The following is a 17,941-nucleotide window of genomic DNA, read 5'->3' on the forward strand; positions in this document are numbered from 1 at the left end:
ATTTGTTAGATTTTACACATAATGACTTTAGAAGATTCAACTGCAAAAGAATTAAAATGGTGGGCAATACCTGGGCAGTTCTTACGGCAAGAGCTTTTGCCTGTACTGACTAACTTACGATTAGCGATCGCACTACTGCTATTGATTGCAATCTTTAGCTCCACTGGTACTGTGATTGAGCAAGGTCAGTCTCCCGCATTTTACCAAGCCAATTACCCAGAACATCCAGCTTTATTTGGTTTCTTAACTTGGAAGGTAATTCAAGTAGTTGGATTAGACCACGTATATCGTACCTGGTGGTTTCTATCATTACTCATCTTATTTGGCACTAGCTTAACTGCTTGTTCATTTACCCGGCAGTTACCAGCCTTAAAAGCTGCCCAGCGCTGGAAATATTACGAAGAACCACGACAATTTCAAAAATTAGCTTTAAGTGCAGAACTAGATACTGGTTCGCTAGATTCCTTAAACCAAATATTACAGAAACACCGCTATAAAATTTTTCAAGATCAAGAAAAAGCAAATCTCCTTTACGCCCGCAAGGGAATAGTCGGACGCATTGGCCCAATTATTGTTCATATTGGCATCGTCGCTATTTTGCTAGGGGGAATTTGGGGGGCGATGACTGGATTTCTCGCTCAAGAAATGGTTGCTAGTGGCGATACATTTCAAGTGACAAATATTGTCGATGCTGGCCCAATAGCTGCAAAAATCTCGAAAGATTGGTCTGTGCGAGTCAATCGTTTTTGGATTGATTACACTCCATCTGGTGGCATCGATCAATTTTATTCTGATCTGTCTGTCTTGAATAATCAGGGAAAGGAAATTGACCACAAGAAGATTTTTGTCAACGAACCTCTGCGCTATCATGGCATAACTTTTTATCAAACTGATTGGGGAATTGCAGGCGTTCGCGTCCAATTTAACAACAGCCCTGTTTTTCAGCTACCGATGGCGCAATTGAACACCAACGGTAACGGGCGCATTTGGGGAACCTGGGTACCAACTAAACCGGATTTGAGTCAAGGTGTTTCCCTGTTAGCGAAAGACTTGCAAGGGATGGTATTAATTTATGATGCCACCGGCAAACTTGTTGATACAGTCCGCGCTGGGATGTACACCGAAATAAATGGTGTGAAGCTGAAAATTTTGGATGTCATTGGTAGCACAGGCTTACAAATTAAAGCCGATCCAGGCATACCAATTGTTTACACAGGGTTTGGTTTGCTCATGCTGGGTGTGGTGATGAGTTACTTTTCTCACTCGCAAATCTGGGCATTGCAAAAAGGCGATCGCTTGTATATTGGTGGCAAAACTAATCGTGCCCAAGTTGCTTTTGAACAAGAGGTTTTAGAGATTTTAGATCGGCTGAGTTCACAGCCAAAAGGTGAAGAGAAAGAGGCGGCGATTGAAGTTTAAACGCAAAGAGGCGCAAAGGAAATCGCAGAGTAACGCGGAGGATGACTTTGCGTTACTCTACGATTTCCTTTGCGTTTCAAAGTTATTTACAATTAATTAGAAAATTACTAGAGATATTTATTCAACATTGGAACAAAAGATTTCTATATCTGCTCAACTTCAATTTAAAGGACGCGTTTACCTTTTACCCCTAATCGCTATCTTGTTAAATATCACTTCTTGCACTGCGAATAATCGAAACATCAAACATATCTCTCTCGTTGGTGCTGGGGCGAGTTTTCCTGCACCTTTGTATGAGCGCTGGCTTGCAGATTATAACCAGCAACATCCTGATGTACAAATTAACTATCAAGCTATAGGGAGCAGTGCTGGAGTGCAACAACTCATTGAAGGTACTGTGGACTTTGCAGCTAGTGATGTGGGAATTACAAATGAACAAGCAGCCAAAATCAAACGGGGAGTGATTGCTTTACCTCTAACTGCTGGTTCTATTGTGTTGGCTTATAACCTCAAACCAGTTGCACAGCCGTCGCCTCAAGTCAATGTGCCAACTGCTCTCAGGCTACCACGCCAAGTTTACGTTGATATCTTTCTCGGAAAAGTTACAAATTGGAATCATCCTAGAATAGCCGCAGCTAATCCAGGAGTAAGTTTACCCGATTTACCGATTCAGGTTGTACACCGAACTGATGGTAGTGGGACTACAAGCGTGTTAACGCAACACCTAAGCGCCATAAGTCCAGAATGGAAAAGCAAAGTTGGGGCTGGTAAATCTGTAGCATGGCGAGTAGGAATTGGTGGAAAAGGTAACGAAGGTGTTACCGCCCTAATTCAGCAAATACCAGGATCAATTGGCTATGTAGAGTACATTTACGCCAAACAAAATAAACTTCCTGTGGCTGCTTTAGAAAATAAATCTGGTAATTATATTACGCCGACACCAAAATCTGTAGCTCAAACCTTAGAAGCAGTGAAATTACCAGATGATAACCTAATTGCTTTTATCACCGATTCTACCGATGCCCAATCTTATCCCATCGTTACTTACAGCTGGCTTTTAACTTATCAACAATATCCAAACCGAGTCAAAGCTCAAGCGCTGAAAAACTTTGTTGATTGGGCGGTGATTGACGGGCAAAAATCCAGTTCGGAACTTGGGTATATTCCTTTGTCTAAAAAAGTTGTGCTTCAAGTGCAATCTGCGGCAAAGAAGATTGCCGATTAATGTCATCAGCGCTCATCAGTGATGATATTTACTTTTGGTGACGCACTTCAACCACAGTATGTACATTACCGCGAGGCGTAAAATCTGCTTTCACCGTGACTTCCAACGGATCGCAAGCAGCCACAAAATCATCTAAAATTTGATTGGCAGATTCTTCGTGGGAAATGTAGCGATCGCGGTAACTGTTAATGTAAAGCTTAAGCGCCTTCAATTCTACTACCCGTTCATCAGGAATATATGTAACGTAAATTGTCGCAAAGTCAGGATAACCGGAAAACGGGCATTTGCAAGTAAATTCCGGCAAAGTGATGCTAATGTCATATCGCCTCCCCATACGCGGATTCGGAAAGGTAATTAGTTTACCTTCCGCAATGTCGCGTTCGCCATACTTCATTTCTTGGCTTGCCTGGAATACACTTTCATTAGTCATTAGTCATTAGTCATTAGTCATTTGTTATTAGTTATTTTACTGATTTTTACGTCTTTTTAGTAATTTTATAACTCCTAACTCCTAACTCCCTCTCAATACTCTTCCTTCTCCCAATCTGGACAACTCTCATCTTCACAACCGTGGGGATGCATACCACAGACTAACAAATTACCACCATATACTTGCCCGTGGTAATGACTACAACCGATGCAGGCGGGATTTTTTTCGGCTGTGGGTTCAACTAAATAAGGAAAACCCGGATCTACATCTGCAACAATGTCTTCTAATTCCCAGTAAGCTTCCATCATTGGTTCAGCAAAATCCTGCAAATACTGATCGACTTCAGTAACAATGTTATTGTGTACTTGCTCGGTCACTTCTTCCGTTAGCTCAAAAAATGCGTCTACCACTTCACTCATTCCCAGGAAGAAACGCTCTACTTCTTCAGCCACGATTTCAACGATTTCTGCTAAATCTTTTTGCCACTGTTCCATAAACTTGACACCTTTGCAGGCTATAAACAGGACGCTTTGTGTTATCTGGCTTGAAGCACTAAAATACACACTAGGCAATGTATCTTATCAAGTTTTTATCAGAAGTGTCATCTCAAAATGCCACTTATTAATGATATACCGAGGAAAGAATTCTATTGATCGCGTTGCAATCGTTTTAACTCGTCTTGTAGATTTAGTACTTCTTGGCGTAATTTATCTACATTCTCATCATTTGATGTCTCTTTCACCGTTGGCTCTTCGTCTTCCTCTAAAATTTCAATTCGACGAGGTTCAGAAGGGGGTGTTTTTTCAGAGGTTTCACCAGATGGTTGAGCCTGCTGGGCTTGCTTCATCATCTCTTCAACGAAGCGGCGGGCTTCTTCTGTGTTCATTTCGCCCTTTGCAACCATTTCATCTGCCAGTTTTTGGACTTGCGATCGCACTTGGGCTAATTTTCCCCCTGCTTTCTCACCTGCGTAAGAAGCTAATCCAACACCGAGGTAAAAAGCTTTTTGAACAATATCTCCAAAACCAGGCATTGTTGCTGAAGGCTCCTACAAATAGGGCGACCCGGAGACTACGCCTACCACAAGCCTCCCGTGTTGCTGCTACCTTCCGGTTCTGACAAGATTTGGGTGTTGCGATCGCATAGATCCAGGTCTTCTAAAAGCATAACATGAAAAGTCAGTAAGTGTGTGTTATTCCATAACAATTCGCCATTCATAAAGCTGATAGTTGACGCAACCGTGTTGCACCAAAGGATCGTCAGCCACAATCGCTTCTGCTTCCTGCTTTGAAGCTGCCTCAAACAGCAACATGCCGCCTCTTTGCTCCGCCCAATAACCTGTTCGCGCTTTGTGTCCTTTAGCAATTAAGTCCTGAATGTAGGCTTTGTGAGCAGGTACATATTGGTCAAAGGTAGGTTTATCGACTTTCCCTTCCTCAATTTTTACAAACCACGGCATTAGCTTCTTAACTCCAGTTGCAACAAACATCCTGCTTTAGTTATGACTGCTTTTGAGTAACATTTGAGTAGCATTTTGATCAAAAATCTGATTATTCTTGGTGCTTTTTACTAGCTCTTGTTGGTGCAATAATATCTGGCTGGATCGCATGGTAGGTTGCAAGAGACAGCAACTTGTTCAAAAGGCTGTTTCGGAGGCAGAAAAGTCTGTCAATGAAAAACGAGACTTTGACCACCTTGTTAGAAATCGATCCGAGATTTCAAAAAATATTGCTTACGGCCTTGAGGATATTGAGGATCAGATTAATGCAGTCGCTAACGAATTGCGAGAAATCAAAGCGTTAGAGCAATTGCATATTAATATGTAACAAATAATACAAATTAATCTCATTCAATACGGTTTTCTGGAAAATCGGGTTAAAGAGTTAGAGCGCTGGCAAGCCGAATCGTGCGATCGCACTTCCTAACCCTCTGGGGATTGATGTCTAGCTCTTAATTTTGATTGCTTATCCCATTATGGCTGCCAATGACTCGATGGCTGACAAATGGGAACAGTCTGCGGTAAGACCAATGCATACTTAGAAAAATCAGACTTACCAAGGTTAGCAGCATGACGCCCAGAATCGTTGTATATGCCTTCGTGTGCCGCCAAAATCTATTTGCACTTAGTTGCACAACCTTCCACAGACTGCCTATATCAACGCTTTCGGTATCGTGAATGGTGATTGGTAAGGATGCTGCTGTGCTTTGTTGTGCAAGTGTCATTTTAATTACTCCTTTAGACCCAAACGCTGGGGTATTTAATTTTAAGTACGGTAAGTCGATAGATTTACTGTTATTTATATCTAATATCTCATAGCTTGATGCAAGAAGCAAGTTTTAAGGGAATGGGGCATTGGGCATTAGTATTGAAAATTAGGTATTTACTAGAGTTACAACTATTCTCTAGTCCCCAATCCCCAGTCCCCAGTCAAAATGCCTAATCAAATTTGGTTATCACAGTTGCAAAAACACAAAGCGATCGCAGTCATCCGCGCCCCTAAAATCGAAGTGGGAGAGCAAATGGCAATGGCTGTAGCATCTGGGGGAATGCAGCTAATTGAAATTACCTGGAATAGCGATCGCGCTGGGGAATTAATTAGTCAACTACGTTCGGAATTACCAGCCTGTATCATTGGCACTGGTACGCTATTCAATGTGCAGCAGCTACAAGATGCGATCGCATTTGGGGCGCAATTCCTCTTTACACCCCATATTGATCCGGCAATGATTCAAGCAGCACAAGAAAAGAATGTGCCCATTATACCAGGAGCATTAACACCTACAGAAATTGTTACCGCCTGGAGTCAGGGCGCTAGTTGTGTAAAAGTGTTTCCCGTACAAGCAGTAGGAGGGGCTGATTATATCAGAAATTTGCAAGGGCCACTAGGTCAGATTCCCTTAATTCCAACTGGCGGTGTCACTCTGGAAAATGCCAAAGAATTTTTGCAAGCCGGAGCGATCGCTGTCGGTTTGAGCGGTGAATTATTTCCCAAAAAGCTTGTCACAGAAGGAAATTGGCAAGCGATCGCAACTCAGGCAAAAAACCTTATGCAACAGTTAGGTTAACTTAGAATCAAATCATCAAAAATTCACGTCTATTAAAGTAATAGATATGGAAATAAACGTGAAACCTGATAAGTTTCTCAAGACCCCATAATTTGAGTGTAAGTGTATCTAAAATGAAAAGACTGATTTATGCTGACTGGGTGCGTCGCTTACAAATACTCCTCACTGGTACAGCACTGTCCTTAAGTGTTTTTACTACTACTGGAACGAGTCAAGTTTGGGCGAATTCCAAAGATAAAGTGATTGCACAAACAATCCAGACATTACAACAATCGGATCAGCGCTGGATTCAAATTAATCTTTCAAAGCAACGATTAATCGCTTGGGAAGGTGACAAAGTAGTTTATGGAAGTGCTATTTCCTCTGGTAAAAAAGCTACTCCCACTCTTGTTGGTACTTTTAAGGTTCAATCTAAGTTCAAAACTACGCGAATGCAGGGAGAAAACTATAATGTTCCCAACGTTCCTTATGCGATGTTTTATCAGGGTAATTACGCTATTCACGGAGCATACTGGCATAAGAGATTTGGCACTCCAGTGAGCCACGGCTGTGTGAATATCGCACCCAAACATGCAAAATGGCTATTTCAGTGGGCATCAGTAGGTACACCAATAGTCATCCAGAAATAGTAGGTGAAGTAGGCAGAAGGCAATTTAGGTAAAATCATAAATAACAAAAAATCAAGACAATTAAGTGATTCCCAGCAAGATTTTATGCTGGGAATCTTCGGAGTCGGAATTACTGAATTTGAAATAAAATACAGAAGAGGGTATTCAACGATTTACCCAAAAAATAAGTGTAAATCCTGACAATTTCTCTGTGGAATTAAAAATGCAAAGATGAATTAGGGAAAACTTTGCATTTAGACACTTAAATGACAGATTTTTTGTAAAGGTTGTCATTGGTAATTGGTCATTAGTCATTAATCATTGCTCATTATGTAAGGGACTTACAAATAAAAAAATATTCAATTAACTCTTGTAGGGTGGGCGACACGAGAGCCATATCAACTGGGCACTCATGTTGCCCACTCCACGATATTGAATAATTTATTTCTTGGAGTTCCCTAACCAAGAATAAATGATAAAGGGCAAATGACAAATGACTAATGACTAATGACAAATAAAAGATGAATTGCGTAAATCCTCCACAGAAAGCGAGTAGTCACTCTGGAAATTTGTCATGTTCCAGAAAATTACTTCACTTCATGATTTTTGCGTAGTTTAGAAGATGAGACATAATGCAAACTTGGATTCGTAGTGGTGGGATTCGTTCTTCTGGAACTTTTTTTACAGGCGTGGCGCTGATAGTGGTGACTTTATTCTCTTGGTCATCACCGTTAACAGGTACACCAAACTCGACCACAGCAACAGCTACGTCAGTCGATCAAAACAGCACTAATAATATTAACCGCTGGATTGAAATTGACTTGTCAGAGCAACGTTTACGTGCATGGGAAGGTAATAAACTTGTTCATTCATACCGCATTTCTGGAGGTAAGCGATCAACTCCCACACCAATAGGTAGATTTCGGATTAATTCTAAGTATCGTACTCACCGGATGCGAGGCAGGGACTATAATATCCCTGATGTTCCTTACACAATGTATTTCTACAGAGGGTATGCCATCCATGGCGCTTACTGGCATAAGCGTTTTGGAACTCCAGTGAGCCACGGTTGCGTAAATTTACCTGTTAAGCAAGCTCGCGATCTTTACAACTGGGCTTCAACCGGAACTTTAGTAGTGGTGCAGAAATAATTCGTAATTCCTAATTCGTTATTAAGAATTTCAATTACGAATTATCGTGATGATGAATTGATCGTTAGTACAATTCTAATCTTGATGTGTGGACAGGTGCGTTCATGGAGTGAACGTACCTGTAAACATATACTGGTAGACTCAAAAATACATTTTCGAGGGATTCAGGAGCTATGAGCGGCATAATAACTCAAACTCTCACATTGGAAGAGTTTCTGAAGCTCCCAGAAACAAAGCCTGTGAGTGAATATATTAACGGAAAGATTATTCAAAAGCCAATGCCAAAAGGGAGACACAGCCGCTTACAAGGCAAGCTCTGTGCTGTTGTTAATGAAGTCACGGAGAATCAGAAGATTGCCTATGGGTTTCCCGAATTACGATGTAGTTTTGGGGAGCGCTCAATTATACCTGATGTGGCTGTATTTCTGTGGAAACGCATACCGTTCACAGTTGATGATGAAGTACCTGATAATTTTGAACTTACACCAGACTGGACGATTGAGATTCTCTCGCCAGAACAAAAACCCAATAAAGTAATTGGGAACATTCTTCACTGTCTGAAGTATGGCAGTCACCTGGGATGGTTTTACGACTGATGATGTGCATTATATCTAGCTCAACTGTGCCACAAGTTGATTCTCCAAAAGTGTGTCATTAGTTAACAAGTCTTCAACGGTGATTCGCAAAAAGCGTTGTTCATCAACTTGAAAGAGAATTTTGATGCGATCGCTTCCAGGATATCCGGCTGGTGTCAGTTGGGCAATTGTCCTCGCACCTTCTTGATCGTTGAGGGGTTTGACGCTGGTTTCATTGCTGTCTAGACGACGAGTAATTAAGCGATCGCCATCAAAATAAACTTCAGTACTACCTATATCTGCTCCCAATTCTCCCATAATTAACTCAATGCTGGGCTGATTTTCCACAGAAGCGCCTAAAACTAATTCCACTGGCTGACTCATGGGATATGCCTGTCCAGCTTTAATCAGAGAATGCCATTTGTGACGCTGATTGCGGCGATCCCAGTAGCGGATACCATAACTATGATACAGAAAGTCTTTAATTTGTATCCCTTGAGCTAACTGTAATGCACCTTGAGCGATCGCTTCAAAGGGACGTTCGCAACGGATTTTTTCTGGCTCAAAATACTGTTTTATCCATGTCTGCACTGCTGGCAATTGCACTGTTCCACCAACTAACAAAACTGCATTAATATCAGGAAGTTCTATCCCTTGGCGTTTTGCTTGCTGCAACAGTGTTGCCATCGACTCATCCAATAACTCAAAAAATGCGTGTTCTTTGAGGATATTTTCAAAAGTATCGCGGTTTAGTTCCAGTTCATAGCTTTCAAATGTCTCATCATCAAAATAAACTTCACTAGCTTGATTTTGGGTTGATAGCTGAATTTTTACCCGTTCTGCCAATCGTGTTGTCAAAGGACTTACCGCCAACTCTTGAGTTTTGGCGAAGTAATCTACCAACCAATTATCAATATCAGTACCACCCAGATTTTGCCCAGCTTTCGCCAATACACGGGCAGTTTTAGCTTTTTGTTTTGAATCTTCAGCCAGAGACTTATTACCCCACTTAAGAATAAATCCTAGCGGTTTGGTGGTTGCTTGCACGCCTTTATCCAACCGGACAAGGGACAAATCTAAAGTACCGCCACCAAAGTCAATCACCAAGAGAATTTCTTGATCTGCCAAGCCATAACCCAAGGCGGCGGCTGTGGGTTCATCCAGCATTCGCACCTGTTCGACGGGGAGAGCTTGACAAACTTTTCCCAACCAGTGACGATAAGCTTCAAAACTATCCACGGGTACGGTTAACACGAGAGAATCTAACCCACCTTCCAGGGGTGCTAGTTGTTCAATTACTTTGGTGAGAAACCATTGCCCTACTTGTTCAAAGGTAACAATTTGCCCATCTAGTTCGGGTAAGAAACCTTGAATATCTGCACCGATACCGCGTTTGAAGCTGCGGAAAAATCGCGTTTCGCCCTTGAGGTCAAAACCGCGATCGCGTACTTGTTGCCCGACTAAGACTTTATTTTGGGCTGCGTTTTCAATATAAACCAAGCTGGGAATCAGTGGCGGATTGAGACTTTGTTTAATTGATAAGCCTGGTAGAGTCAGGGTTTCTGGCTGCTGGGTTACGGGGTTCCAACGAGCAATGACTGTGTTGCTAGTACCAAAATCGATTGCGATCGCCATATTTTATATTTATTCTCTCGCACAAAGATGCCAAAGCTGCTTTCTTTGTGATTATTCTCCATAACCCACCAAAAATGCAATTGATCGGGCAAGGGGCGTTTGAGAAAATTAAGAATGCGATGCCTAGATTGGGCTATGCCTAAGCAAAAAATGATTTGGCGAAAGTCCTAACTCTTGCTGTAAGTTCAATCTTCATTCCGCAACTGCCAAACTGCACCAAAAGCAGCCCCAGCGCCAGCTAACAAGCCGGTACTCATCCCTTGGATAGTTTTTTGGAATGGATCTTGGGTCAGGCACTCACTTGTAACCTTACTGTCTTCCAAGCAGAGACTACTTTCTGCCCAACCAGCAGTACCTCCTAAAATTACACCAGTGATACTACAAGAAACAATTAGCAGCAAAAGGCGTTGTGTTTTTCTAGCCATAGATAGATGTTTAACTCAATTTTATATCTTAGAGTTCAAATTGATGCAATATGTGAATACACTTAATCTAGATAAGAAATTTTAGATTTTTCCATACTTGAGCAACTGTTTAACCGGACTACTCCAGTAAAATTACAAATCTGAAATTTGTTCAGAGCTTGGAAATAGTACGGCTGACTTTTGCACTTGGGTTTTGCCCCGTCCCTTGTGAAGCAGTCTTTCAACTCAGCACTCTTCATCGTTGTGTTAAATCAATAACCTTATCAATCCGAAAATTATTAACCCAATCAGACAAAGTGTTTGCCAAAAGAGCTGATTCTTCAGGAATTTGCTCAAGCAGCCTAAAAATCAGCTTTTCATCGGTACACAGTGCCGCTTGGTGTAGCTGTTTCACCCACTCAGTAGGCATCCGATCCAAAATCTTTTCTAATGAGAAAAGTTTCAGGTCTGAATTGTCTGCAAATTGGTCTTTTTGAATGGGTTCTTGTTCATATACATAACGCACCCCCAAATATTTAGACATCATATTCAAGATTACTTCCTCTCGGAACGGCTTACGCACAAAATCGTTACAGCCTGACGATAAAACCACAAGTCGCTCCTCTTCAAAAGCACTAGCAGTTAGAGCAATAATGACAGTGGCCTGACCCTTTAAATGCGCTTTAATCTGCTTAGTCGCTTCATACCCATCCATCACAGGCATCCGCATATCCATCCAAATCAGGTGTGGTTCCCAGGTTTGCCAAAGGGTTATTCCTTCTTGACCATTTGCAGCCTGATGTACCTCGAAGCCGAGGGATGTTAGCATCTTGACTAGGAGTTGGCGATTTTCCCATTTATCTTCAACTACTAAAATTCGGTATTTTGGTTGATTAGGCTCTAGACCAATTACTCGTCTTTTTAACTGTCGAATCGGAGCTTCACCTACTTCTGCGAGGCTAACCTGGAGATCAAAAGAAAAAATCGTTCCTTGATCCAAAATACTTTTAACAGTAATGCTTCCACCCATTAGATGCACGAATTGTTGACTAATGCTTAGACCCAAACCGGTTCCTTGTTGAGATTTCCGACCTGTTTCTGTTTGCACAAAGGGCTTAAACAACTGTTCAATTTCAGTATATGCAATCCCTGATCCAGTGTCTTCGACTTCAAAATTAAGCCAGAAAAGTGAGGGTTGAGAGCTTTTTCTTGTTTCTTCCTCTTCTTGTTGCTGTAGTTTACTTTCTTCTTTTATCCTCACGCGTAAACTAACACCGCCTTCTTGAGTAAATTTGATAGCATTACCAAGGAGATTAATCAATATTTGACGCAATTTACTTTCATCGGCCTGCACATATTTAGGAACTTCTGGTCTCCGCTCAAATATCATCTGTAAACCTTTAGATTTGGCTTTGAGTTTAAACATCTCTTCAATTGAGTCTAGTAGAGTATACAAGTCAAAGCTATTGTTATTCAGTGTCGTTAAACCAGACTCAATTTTTGACATTGACAACACATTATTAATCAAGGTCAGCAAATGTTCTCCACTGCGACTAATAATTTCTAAATGTTCCATCTGATAAGAATTGATAAAAGAATCACGAATCATTAACTGAGTAAAACCAAGGATGCTATTGAGAGGAGTACGAAGTTCATGACTCATGTTTGCAAGAAATTCACTTTTGGCACGGTTGGCAGTTTCAGCTTCTTTAGCTTTTACCTCCAATCTCTGGCTATAATTCTCTAACTGTTCGCCAGAGATTTTTAACTGCCGCGTTAGCCAAGACACTCCAATCAATAGAAATCCCATTGATAAAAATCCCACTAACATAATCGTCCCTGCTAATCGGCGAGCAGGTGCAAAGGCTTCTTCTTGCTTCATTTCTACCATTAAGGCAAGGTCTTGGTCATTGAGGCAGCGATATACCCCAATTACTAGCACTCCGCTATAGTTTGGATAAAGTCCTTGGTCACTAATGCCACTCATTGCTGCATCAATACCTTGGCTGCTAACTCCTTTATAAAATTCCAGTGTTTTATCTTTATTTTTAGAAATAAAAGTATTTTTGGTTACTAAAGAACCAACCAAATAAGTTTCACCACTATTACCTAAGCCTGTACGTTCTCGCACAATCTGATCTATACGATCTAAATTTAAATCTGCTAAGAGAACACCTTGACGTACCATCGCGGCATCATGTAGAGGTGTTGCAAAAGTAACTAATGGTTTGCGAGTGTTCGCTGAGACATAGAAAATGGGGGCAAAAGAATTTCCTGGTTTAATCTGTTTAATATAGGTGACATTAGCTAAAATTTCATATTGACCTTCACGCTGCTTATTAGTAGATAAAATAATTCGATTGCTACGGTCAATAAGAGAAATTTCTCCCAGACTTGGCTTGATTTTAGCCATGTTTTTGAGATAGTTCGAGATAACTTTATAAGCATACCGACGATCTTTATCCGAGGCTTTAGAATTTAAAAGGATTTGAAAATTATTTTGTACGTCTGGAAACTGAGTAACTAAGAGAAAGTCTCGTTATTGGTCTTCAAACCAACGGGTAATTTCTTCTTCTTTAAGAGTGGCAGCAGCATTAAGTTTTTCAAAAGCAGCTTCCTTCAATGCATCCCTTGCATTGATAAAAGCAAATCCTCCCACTACGCCTACAGTTACTAAAGATAGCAATAAGAAGGAACTGGCAACTTTAGTAGTTAAGTGCTGATTCCAAAACTTCATATATTTATAATTTTAAATATATTTATCTTTATTGATATTGATGCAGACAGCTTACTCCTTTAGTTAATATAAATAATTATTGATTACCATTAAGCAAAAATTTGCTTTATCTACTTAATTACCTCATTAGTTGCTTGCTCTGGAGAAATTTTATCTACAATTATTCGATTAATAGCTTTCCCCTAAATATTCTCCTCTAAAATTACACTATATGCTGGGTTTTGCACATAAGAAAACAGCCGCGTTGAACCTTCTGTTAAAGTCTTAACCGCAGTTGAAACATGTGGATCGATTGGATCTTGCCAAAGTGTCTTTATGATTGGTAAATTACAGCCTCCAGCAGCTTTCAGATATTTACTTGTCACCTGTGATTGCATAAGATATGCAAGAAAATTCAAAGCTTGTTTCTGTTGCTGAGAATCGGCAAACAAAATTGCCTGCCTAAGTGTCACTATATAACGCATTGGCTGACCGTTGGGTTTGTTGGGAAATTTTAATATACCAAGCTTATGACGATAAGTGTCGGGATCTTGGCGGACAGTACAAGGAATTGAGAGCTTTACCCAAAACATTATATATCTTTTAAAACTAAGCTATAGGCAGAACGCTGCGATTAGCTGTGCTACGCTACACTTACACTACGATCGAGATCAAGCGATACCTGGGTTGGGCTACGCATACGCATAACCATATCTCGTACTTAAACCAAAATCCAAACGCAGACATGATCTGGTATTAAAAAATCAAATGCAAGGTGCTTACAAAAGCACCTTGCAAACCATACCTAGAGAGATAGAAGAAGGTTAATCAAAATTAAACGACCACAAAATTGTTTTTGGTTAATGACAATCCAGTTGATAGTTGTGCAAATTTTACTTGAGCAAATCCACCTGCACTACCATCCTGGTCAAAGAACAATGCACCTGTAATATTGTCATAGATAAATCGTTGATTGCTTGTTGTTGCAGATGTTCCCAGTGTAAATTGACTTGTCTGAAGTGAACTTATTGATAACCCACCACCAAAACCAGTAGATGATACCTGAATCAATTCATTACTGGCTTTGAAGTCATAAATACGATCCAAACCTTCATGGTAACTATTAAAGGCAAAGGTATCAATTCCATCTCCTCCGTAGAGGGTGTCATTACCGTTGCCACCTGTGAGGATATCATTGCCAGCACCACCATAAAGTGTGTTATTGCCTAATGCGCTATGTGCGGAGAGAGTATCATTGCCATCTCCCCCAAAGAGCAGATTATTACCTGTTGAATAATCAACAATTAATTTATCGGCACCAGCACCACCGTTGAGGGTATTATTGCCTGACGTTCTGCGATAGATTCCTTCGCCGTCGTTGCCGTACTCGTCATACTGGTAGCCAGAGGCAGATAGATAATCATTACCATTATCTCCAGATAGCACATTAGCGCCTGATGAAAAGTCAACATTCAAGTTATCGTCACCATCACCACCGTTTAGGGTGTTATTGCCAGTGGTGTTATAAAAAGATCCTCCAAAGCCGTAGCCATAGCTAGAACCAGAGAGAGAATCATTGCCATCACCCCCGGAAAGCAGATTAGCACCTCGTGAATAGTCAACATTCAAGCGATCGCTACCAGCACCACCGTTGAGGGTATTATTGCCTGAGGTGTTATCAAACCTGTAGCCCTCGAAATCAGAGGCAAAGAGAGAATCATTGCCATCGCCACCATCCAGTAGGTTATTACCTGTTGAAATGTTAGCACTCAAGTAATCGTCACCAGCGCCACCCTTGAGGGTGTTATTACCACTGGCAAGATTGATGGAGAGATGATCGTTGTTTTCGCCACCATCTAGTAAGTTATCGCTTGTTGAAAAGAAAGCACTCAAGCTATCGTTACCAGCGCCACCGTAGAGCGTGTTATTACCAGACACCACAGGGTCGTAGTAGCCACCAGAGACGGAGAGAGAATCATTGCCATTGCCACCATCCAGTAGGTTATCGCCTGCTGAACTGTCAGCAATCAAGCGATCGTCACCAGCACCACCCTTGAGGGTGTTATCACCAGACACTATATTGCCATCGTAGTCACCTAAAGCAGAGAGAGTATCATTGCCATCGCCACCATCCAGTAGGTTATTGCCTGATGAAGAGTCAACATTCAAATAATCGTTACCAATACCACCATTGAGGGTATTGTCCCCCGCATCATCCCGCAACGAGTCATTACCAGCACCACCGTCGAGGAAGTCATTGCCTGTATCACCAATGACTGTATCATTACCAGCACCACCAATGATAGTGTCATTGCCCACACCACCATTAAGTAAGTTATTGCCTATTGAACCACTAGCATTCAAGTAATCATTACCAGCACCACCATTGAGGGTGTTAGTGCCTGACGAGCGAGAGTCGTATGTAATGGAGAGGTCACGCATTTCATACGGATCATTATCGGGAGTGTAGTTATAGTAGCCAGAGATGTCGAGAGTATCATTGCCATCGCCACCATTGAGCAGGTTATTGCCTGATGAACCGCTAGCACTCAGGTTATCGTCACCAGCGCCGCCGTTGAGAGTATTATTGCCTGACGAGCGAGAGTCGTCATCAAAGTAAGGATTTCCTTGGTAGTAGCCAGAGATGGAGAGAGTATCATTACCGTCGTCTCCATTGAGCAGGTTATTGCCTGTTGAACCGCTAGCACTCAAGTAATCATTACCAGCGCCACCGTTGAGGGTGTTCTTCCCTGAAGAGCGAAGATCGTCGCCATCTGGGTAGTCAGTGTACTGGTGGCCAGAGACGGAAAGAGTATCATTGCCATCGCCCCCAATGAACAGGTTATTGCCTGTTGAACTGTTAGCGCTCAAGTTATCGTCACCAGTTCCACCGTTGAGAGTATTATTGCCTGCACCACCAATGAGAGTATCATTCCCCGCACCACCCCTTAAAAGGTCGTTGCCACTCTTGCCATCGATTTTGTCATCTCCCCCCTGACCATTGATCACATCATCTGAATTGTCTAAACCTACAATGTTATTGTTGAGGTCATTGAAGAAAGTCACCGTGTTCTTGTTGCCCAAACTAGTATTAGTAGAGTTGGCATCGAGGACATCGAAGTTGTCGATGATGCTAGCTTGCCCATCAAACAAGATATTGCCAATAGCTGGAGTTGTACCAGAAGCTTTCAGATTCTCTAAATTTTCTAGTTTGAAGTTTTTTAGGATAACTTTGGCACCAGCCACCCCTTCAAAGGTAATTTCCAGATTGCTGCCATTCTGGGTAAGCAGCAGATTTCGGGCATTCAAGCCAGCACCAATGAATTTGAGGGTATCCACTTCAGCAATGACTGCTGCTGTCGGGTTTACTCCTTTACCTATGCCACCAAAATCAGTGATGGTATCAGTACCGTCGCCCAAGTTGTAAACAAATTGATCTCTGCCACCACCACCAGTCACAATGTCATTACCCTTTTTAGCTGTGATGATATCGTTACCTGCTTGACCTGTAATTGTCTCTGTGCTGTTGGTTCCATTGATATTTGCCATAACTTTATATCTCAACTAAATCAATTTTTTCAGTAATTTTTAAGTTTTCAGCACTGACTCAGTGCTATTTTAAAGCACAAGAATTTGCCGATAATTGATGCTTTCGGAATACTTTTATGTCACCCTTTAGGGACAATAATTTTTCTCGAAAATCCACTTTGTTGACCAGCTTACAAGCAGCAATTGTCTCAGTATCAAATCCTACTCACTGTACAAATTCATGACCGTATGAATGAACAGAAAAAATAGGTAGTTTCAGGCTTTTTATAACTATTCTTGATAGAACAGCCTAGCTCAAACCAACCATTGCTGAAAAAGCTTTGCCAAATCAAGCTGAAATGCACGAAACTCTACAACACCTTAAAAAAACACTAGTCTTACTGTCTTGAAAATAGGGAACAATTAACTCTTGACAGGGAAAGCGATTTTTATACCTTAGTTGTGGGCTATTGCCCGTGGGTGTCTGACTTAAAAATAGGGAACATCTAAATAACCTGATACTAACTAAATACTGAATATTTATTTAGATGTCTATAGCTAGAGAACTATCTTTGCATACTCTTTACATTATATACCGAGAAATGTATTTGCTAATAGTGTGTTCTTCACATTTTTAAAGTTTATAGTCGAGAATTTGTAGACAGCAGCCACAAAGAAATTTGAGAGGAGACTTTCAAGGCAGCAAACTTTGGGAATACTCAAACTTTTCTTTTTCAATGCTGCGATGCCTGGGTTGGGCTACAATAGCATCAAGGGGCTACGCCTACGTATGGTGATGCATTATGTCTCAAAAAGAATGGGTATATATTACCAAAAATACGAACGCAGACATGATCTGACTTACCCAGAAAAAATTGCAACCCATCCGCACTATGCCGAAAACGAAGGAACTGGACTCAATATCTACTCTTTAGATATCTCCAAAAATTAATTATGCGTTTCACGAAATCCTTAGTAGGTACAATTCATTTAGACGCAAAGCGGTTTCCCGCAGGGTATTGTACCTACGTCATTTTGGAGATGTCTATTGAACAAATGGGAGGTACTATTTTACAATACTCCGGACAATTTTTAGTTGACGGAATAGACAAGAAAGCTATCGAACCATTAAGGTGCTGATTAGAAAAAACTTGCACCGACTCGATAGCCATATGGAAATTGTA

General features: G+C 41.2%; 17 protein-coding genes, 1 other RNA gene and 1 pseudogene. 7 read left to right on the forward strand and 12 right to left on the reverse strand.

Features of this window, described 5'->3' with window-relative positions:
- The first annotated feature begins 21 nt into the window (after positions 1–21).
- Together HWQ39_RS03630 and pstS are read left to right on the forward strand one after the other, a co-directional pair.
- Positions 22–1,419, forward strand: coding sequence for a cytochrome c biogenesis protein (locus tag HWQ39_RS03630; RefSeq protein WP_292841716.1), 1,398 nt, complete (start codon positions 22–24; stop codon positions 1,417–1,419).
- Positions 1,420–1,546: 127 nt separating this feature from the next.
- Positions 1,547–2,644, forward strand: a complete 1,098-nt coding sequence (pstS, locus tag HWQ39_RS03635; RefSeq protein ID WP_292841718.1) for a phosphate ABC transporter substrate-binding protein PstS — start codon at positions 1,547–1,549, stop codon at positions 2,642–2,644.
- Between the two features lie 28 nt (positions 2,645–2,672).
- Here pstS and queF read toward each other — a convergent pair whose 3' ends face one another.
- The 6 genes from queF to HWQ39_RS03665 all read right to left on the reverse strand — a co-directional run bounded on the left by queF (position 2,673) and on the right by HWQ39_RS03665 (position 5,297).
- On the reverse strand, positions 2,673–3,074 hold the full coding sequence (queF, locus tag HWQ39_RS03640; RefSeq protein WP_292841720.1) for a preQ(1) synthase: 402 nt from the start codon (positions 3,072–3,074) through the stop codon (positions 2,673–2,675).
- 92 nt (positions 3,075–3,166) lie between these two features.
- A complete protein-coding gene (locus tag HWQ39_RS03645) occupies positions 3,167–3,568 on the reverse strand; it encodes a hypothetical protein (protein ID WP_292841722.1) in 402 nt (133 codons plus the stop codon).
- A gap of 152 nt (positions 3,569–3,720) precedes the next feature.
- Positions 3,721–4,107: a phasin family protein gene (locus HWQ39_RS03650; RefSeq protein WP_292841724.1), complete on the reverse strand. Its 387-nt coding sequence runs from the start codon at positions 4,105–4,107 to the stop codon at positions 3,721–3,723.
- Positions 4,108–4,132: 25 nt separating this feature from the next.
- Positions 4,133–4,229, reverse strand: an RNA gene (gene ffs / locus HWQ39_RS03655) — signal recognition particle sRNA small type.
- A gap of 37 nt (positions 4,230–4,266) precedes the next feature.
- Positions 4,267–4,533, reverse strand: coding sequence for a YciI family protein (locus HWQ39_RS03660; RefSeq protein WP_179064534.1), 267 nt, complete (start codon positions 4,531–4,533; stop codon positions 4,267–4,269).
- A 491-nt stretch (positions 4,534–5,024) separates the two neighbouring features.
- Positions 5,025–5,297: a hypothetical protein gene (locus HWQ39_RS03665; RefSeq protein WP_292841726.1), complete on the reverse strand. Its 273-nt coding sequence runs from the start codon at positions 5,295–5,297 to the stop codon at positions 5,025–5,027.
- Between the two features lie 210 nt (positions 5,298–5,507).
- Here HWQ39_RS03665 and HWQ39_RS03670 point away from each other — a divergent pair, with 210 nt between their 5' ends.
- The 4 genes and pseudogenes from HWQ39_RS03670 to HWQ39_RS03685 form a co-directional block, all read left to right on the forward strand.
- Positions 5,508–6,140 carry a bifunctional 4-hydroxy-2-oxoglutarate aldolase/2-dehydro-3-deoxy-phosphogluconate aldolase gene (locus HWQ39_RS03670; RefSeq protein ID WP_292841728.1) on the forward strand — a complete coding sequence of 211 codons (633 nt, stop codon included), beginning with the start codon at positions 5,508–5,510 and terminating at the stop codon, positions 6,138–6,140.
- Positions 6,141–6,253: 113 nt separating this feature from the next.
- Positions 6,254–6,769 carry a L,D-transpeptidase gene (locus HWQ39_RS03675; protein WP_292841730.1) on the forward strand — a complete coding sequence of 172 codons (516 nt, stop codon included), beginning with the start codon at positions 6,254–6,256 and terminating at the stop codon, positions 6,767–6,769.
- Between the two features lie 611 nt (positions 6,770–7,380).
- Entirely contained in the window at positions 7,381–7,899 is a 519-nt protein-coding gene (locus HWQ39_RS03680) for a L,D-transpeptidase (RefSeq protein WP_292841732.1), read from the forward strand.
- Between the two features lie 173 nt (positions 7,900–8,072).
- Positions 8,073–8,486, forward strand: a pseudogene (locus tag HWQ39_RS03685) (Uma2 family endonuclease); the annotation flags it as partial.
- Positions 8,487–8,510: 24 nt separating this feature from the next.
- Here HWQ39_RS03685 and HWQ39_RS03690 read toward each other — a convergent pair.
- The 6 genes from HWQ39_RS03690 to HWQ39_RS03715 form a co-directional block, all read right to left on the reverse strand.
- The gene (locus HWQ39_RS03690) at positions 8,511–10,109 is read right to left on the reverse strand and encodes an Hsp70 family protein (protein ID WP_292841734.1); all 1,599 of its coding nucleotides are present in this window, start codon (positions 10,107–10,109) and stop codon (positions 8,511–8,513) included.
- Between the two features lie 185 nt (positions 10,110–10,294).
- Positions 10,295–10,534: a hypothetical protein gene (locus tag HWQ39_RS03695; protein ID WP_104909601.1), complete on the reverse strand. Its 240-nt coding sequence runs from the start codon at positions 10,532–10,534 to the stop codon at positions 10,295–10,297.
- 235 nt (positions 10,535–10,769) lie between these two features.
- Positions 10,770–13,001 carry a hybrid sensor histidine kinase/response regulator gene (locus tag HWQ39_RS03700; RefSeq protein WP_292841745.1) on the reverse strand — a complete coding sequence of 744 codons (2,232 nt, stop codon included), beginning with the start codon at positions 12,999–13,001 and terminating at the stop codon, positions 10,770–10,772.
- A 51-nt stretch (positions 13,002–13,052) separates the two neighbouring features.
- The gene (locus tag HWQ39_RS03705; RefSeq protein ID WP_292841736.1) at positions 13,053–13,250 is read right to left on the reverse strand and encodes a hypothetical protein; all 198 of its coding nucleotides are present in this window, start codon (positions 13,248–13,250) and stop codon (positions 13,053–13,055) included.
- A 182-nt stretch (positions 13,251–13,432) separates the two neighbouring features.
- Positions 13,433–13,822 carry a hypothetical protein gene (locus tag HWQ39_RS03710; RefSeq protein ID WP_292841738.1) on the reverse strand — a complete coding sequence of 130 codons (390 nt, stop codon included), beginning with the start codon at positions 13,820–13,822 and terminating at the stop codon, positions 13,433–13,435.
- Positions 13,823–14,063: 241 nt separating this feature from the next.
- Positions 14,064–16,778 carry a calcium-binding protein gene (locus HWQ39_RS03715; protein WP_292841740.1) on the reverse strand — a complete coding sequence of 905 codons (2,715 nt, stop codon included), beginning with the start codon at positions 16,776–16,778 and terminating at the stop codon, positions 14,064–14,066.
- A 688-nt stretch (positions 16,779–17,466) separates the two neighbouring features.
- On the opposite strand from HWQ39_RS03715, the gene HWQ39_RS03720 reads away from it, so the two are divergent.
- On the forward strand, positions 17,467–17,709 hold the full coding sequence (locus HWQ39_RS03720) for a hypothetical protein (protein ID WP_292841742.1): 243 nt from the start codon (positions 17,467–17,469) through the stop codon (positions 17,707–17,709).
- The last annotated feature ends 232 nt before the right edge of the window (positions 17,710–17,941 follow it).

Source organism: Nostoc sp. NMS8 (assembly GCF_017115045.1).
GTDB lineage: Bacteria > Cyanobacteriota > Cyanobacteriia > Cyanobacteriales > Nostocaceae > Nostoc.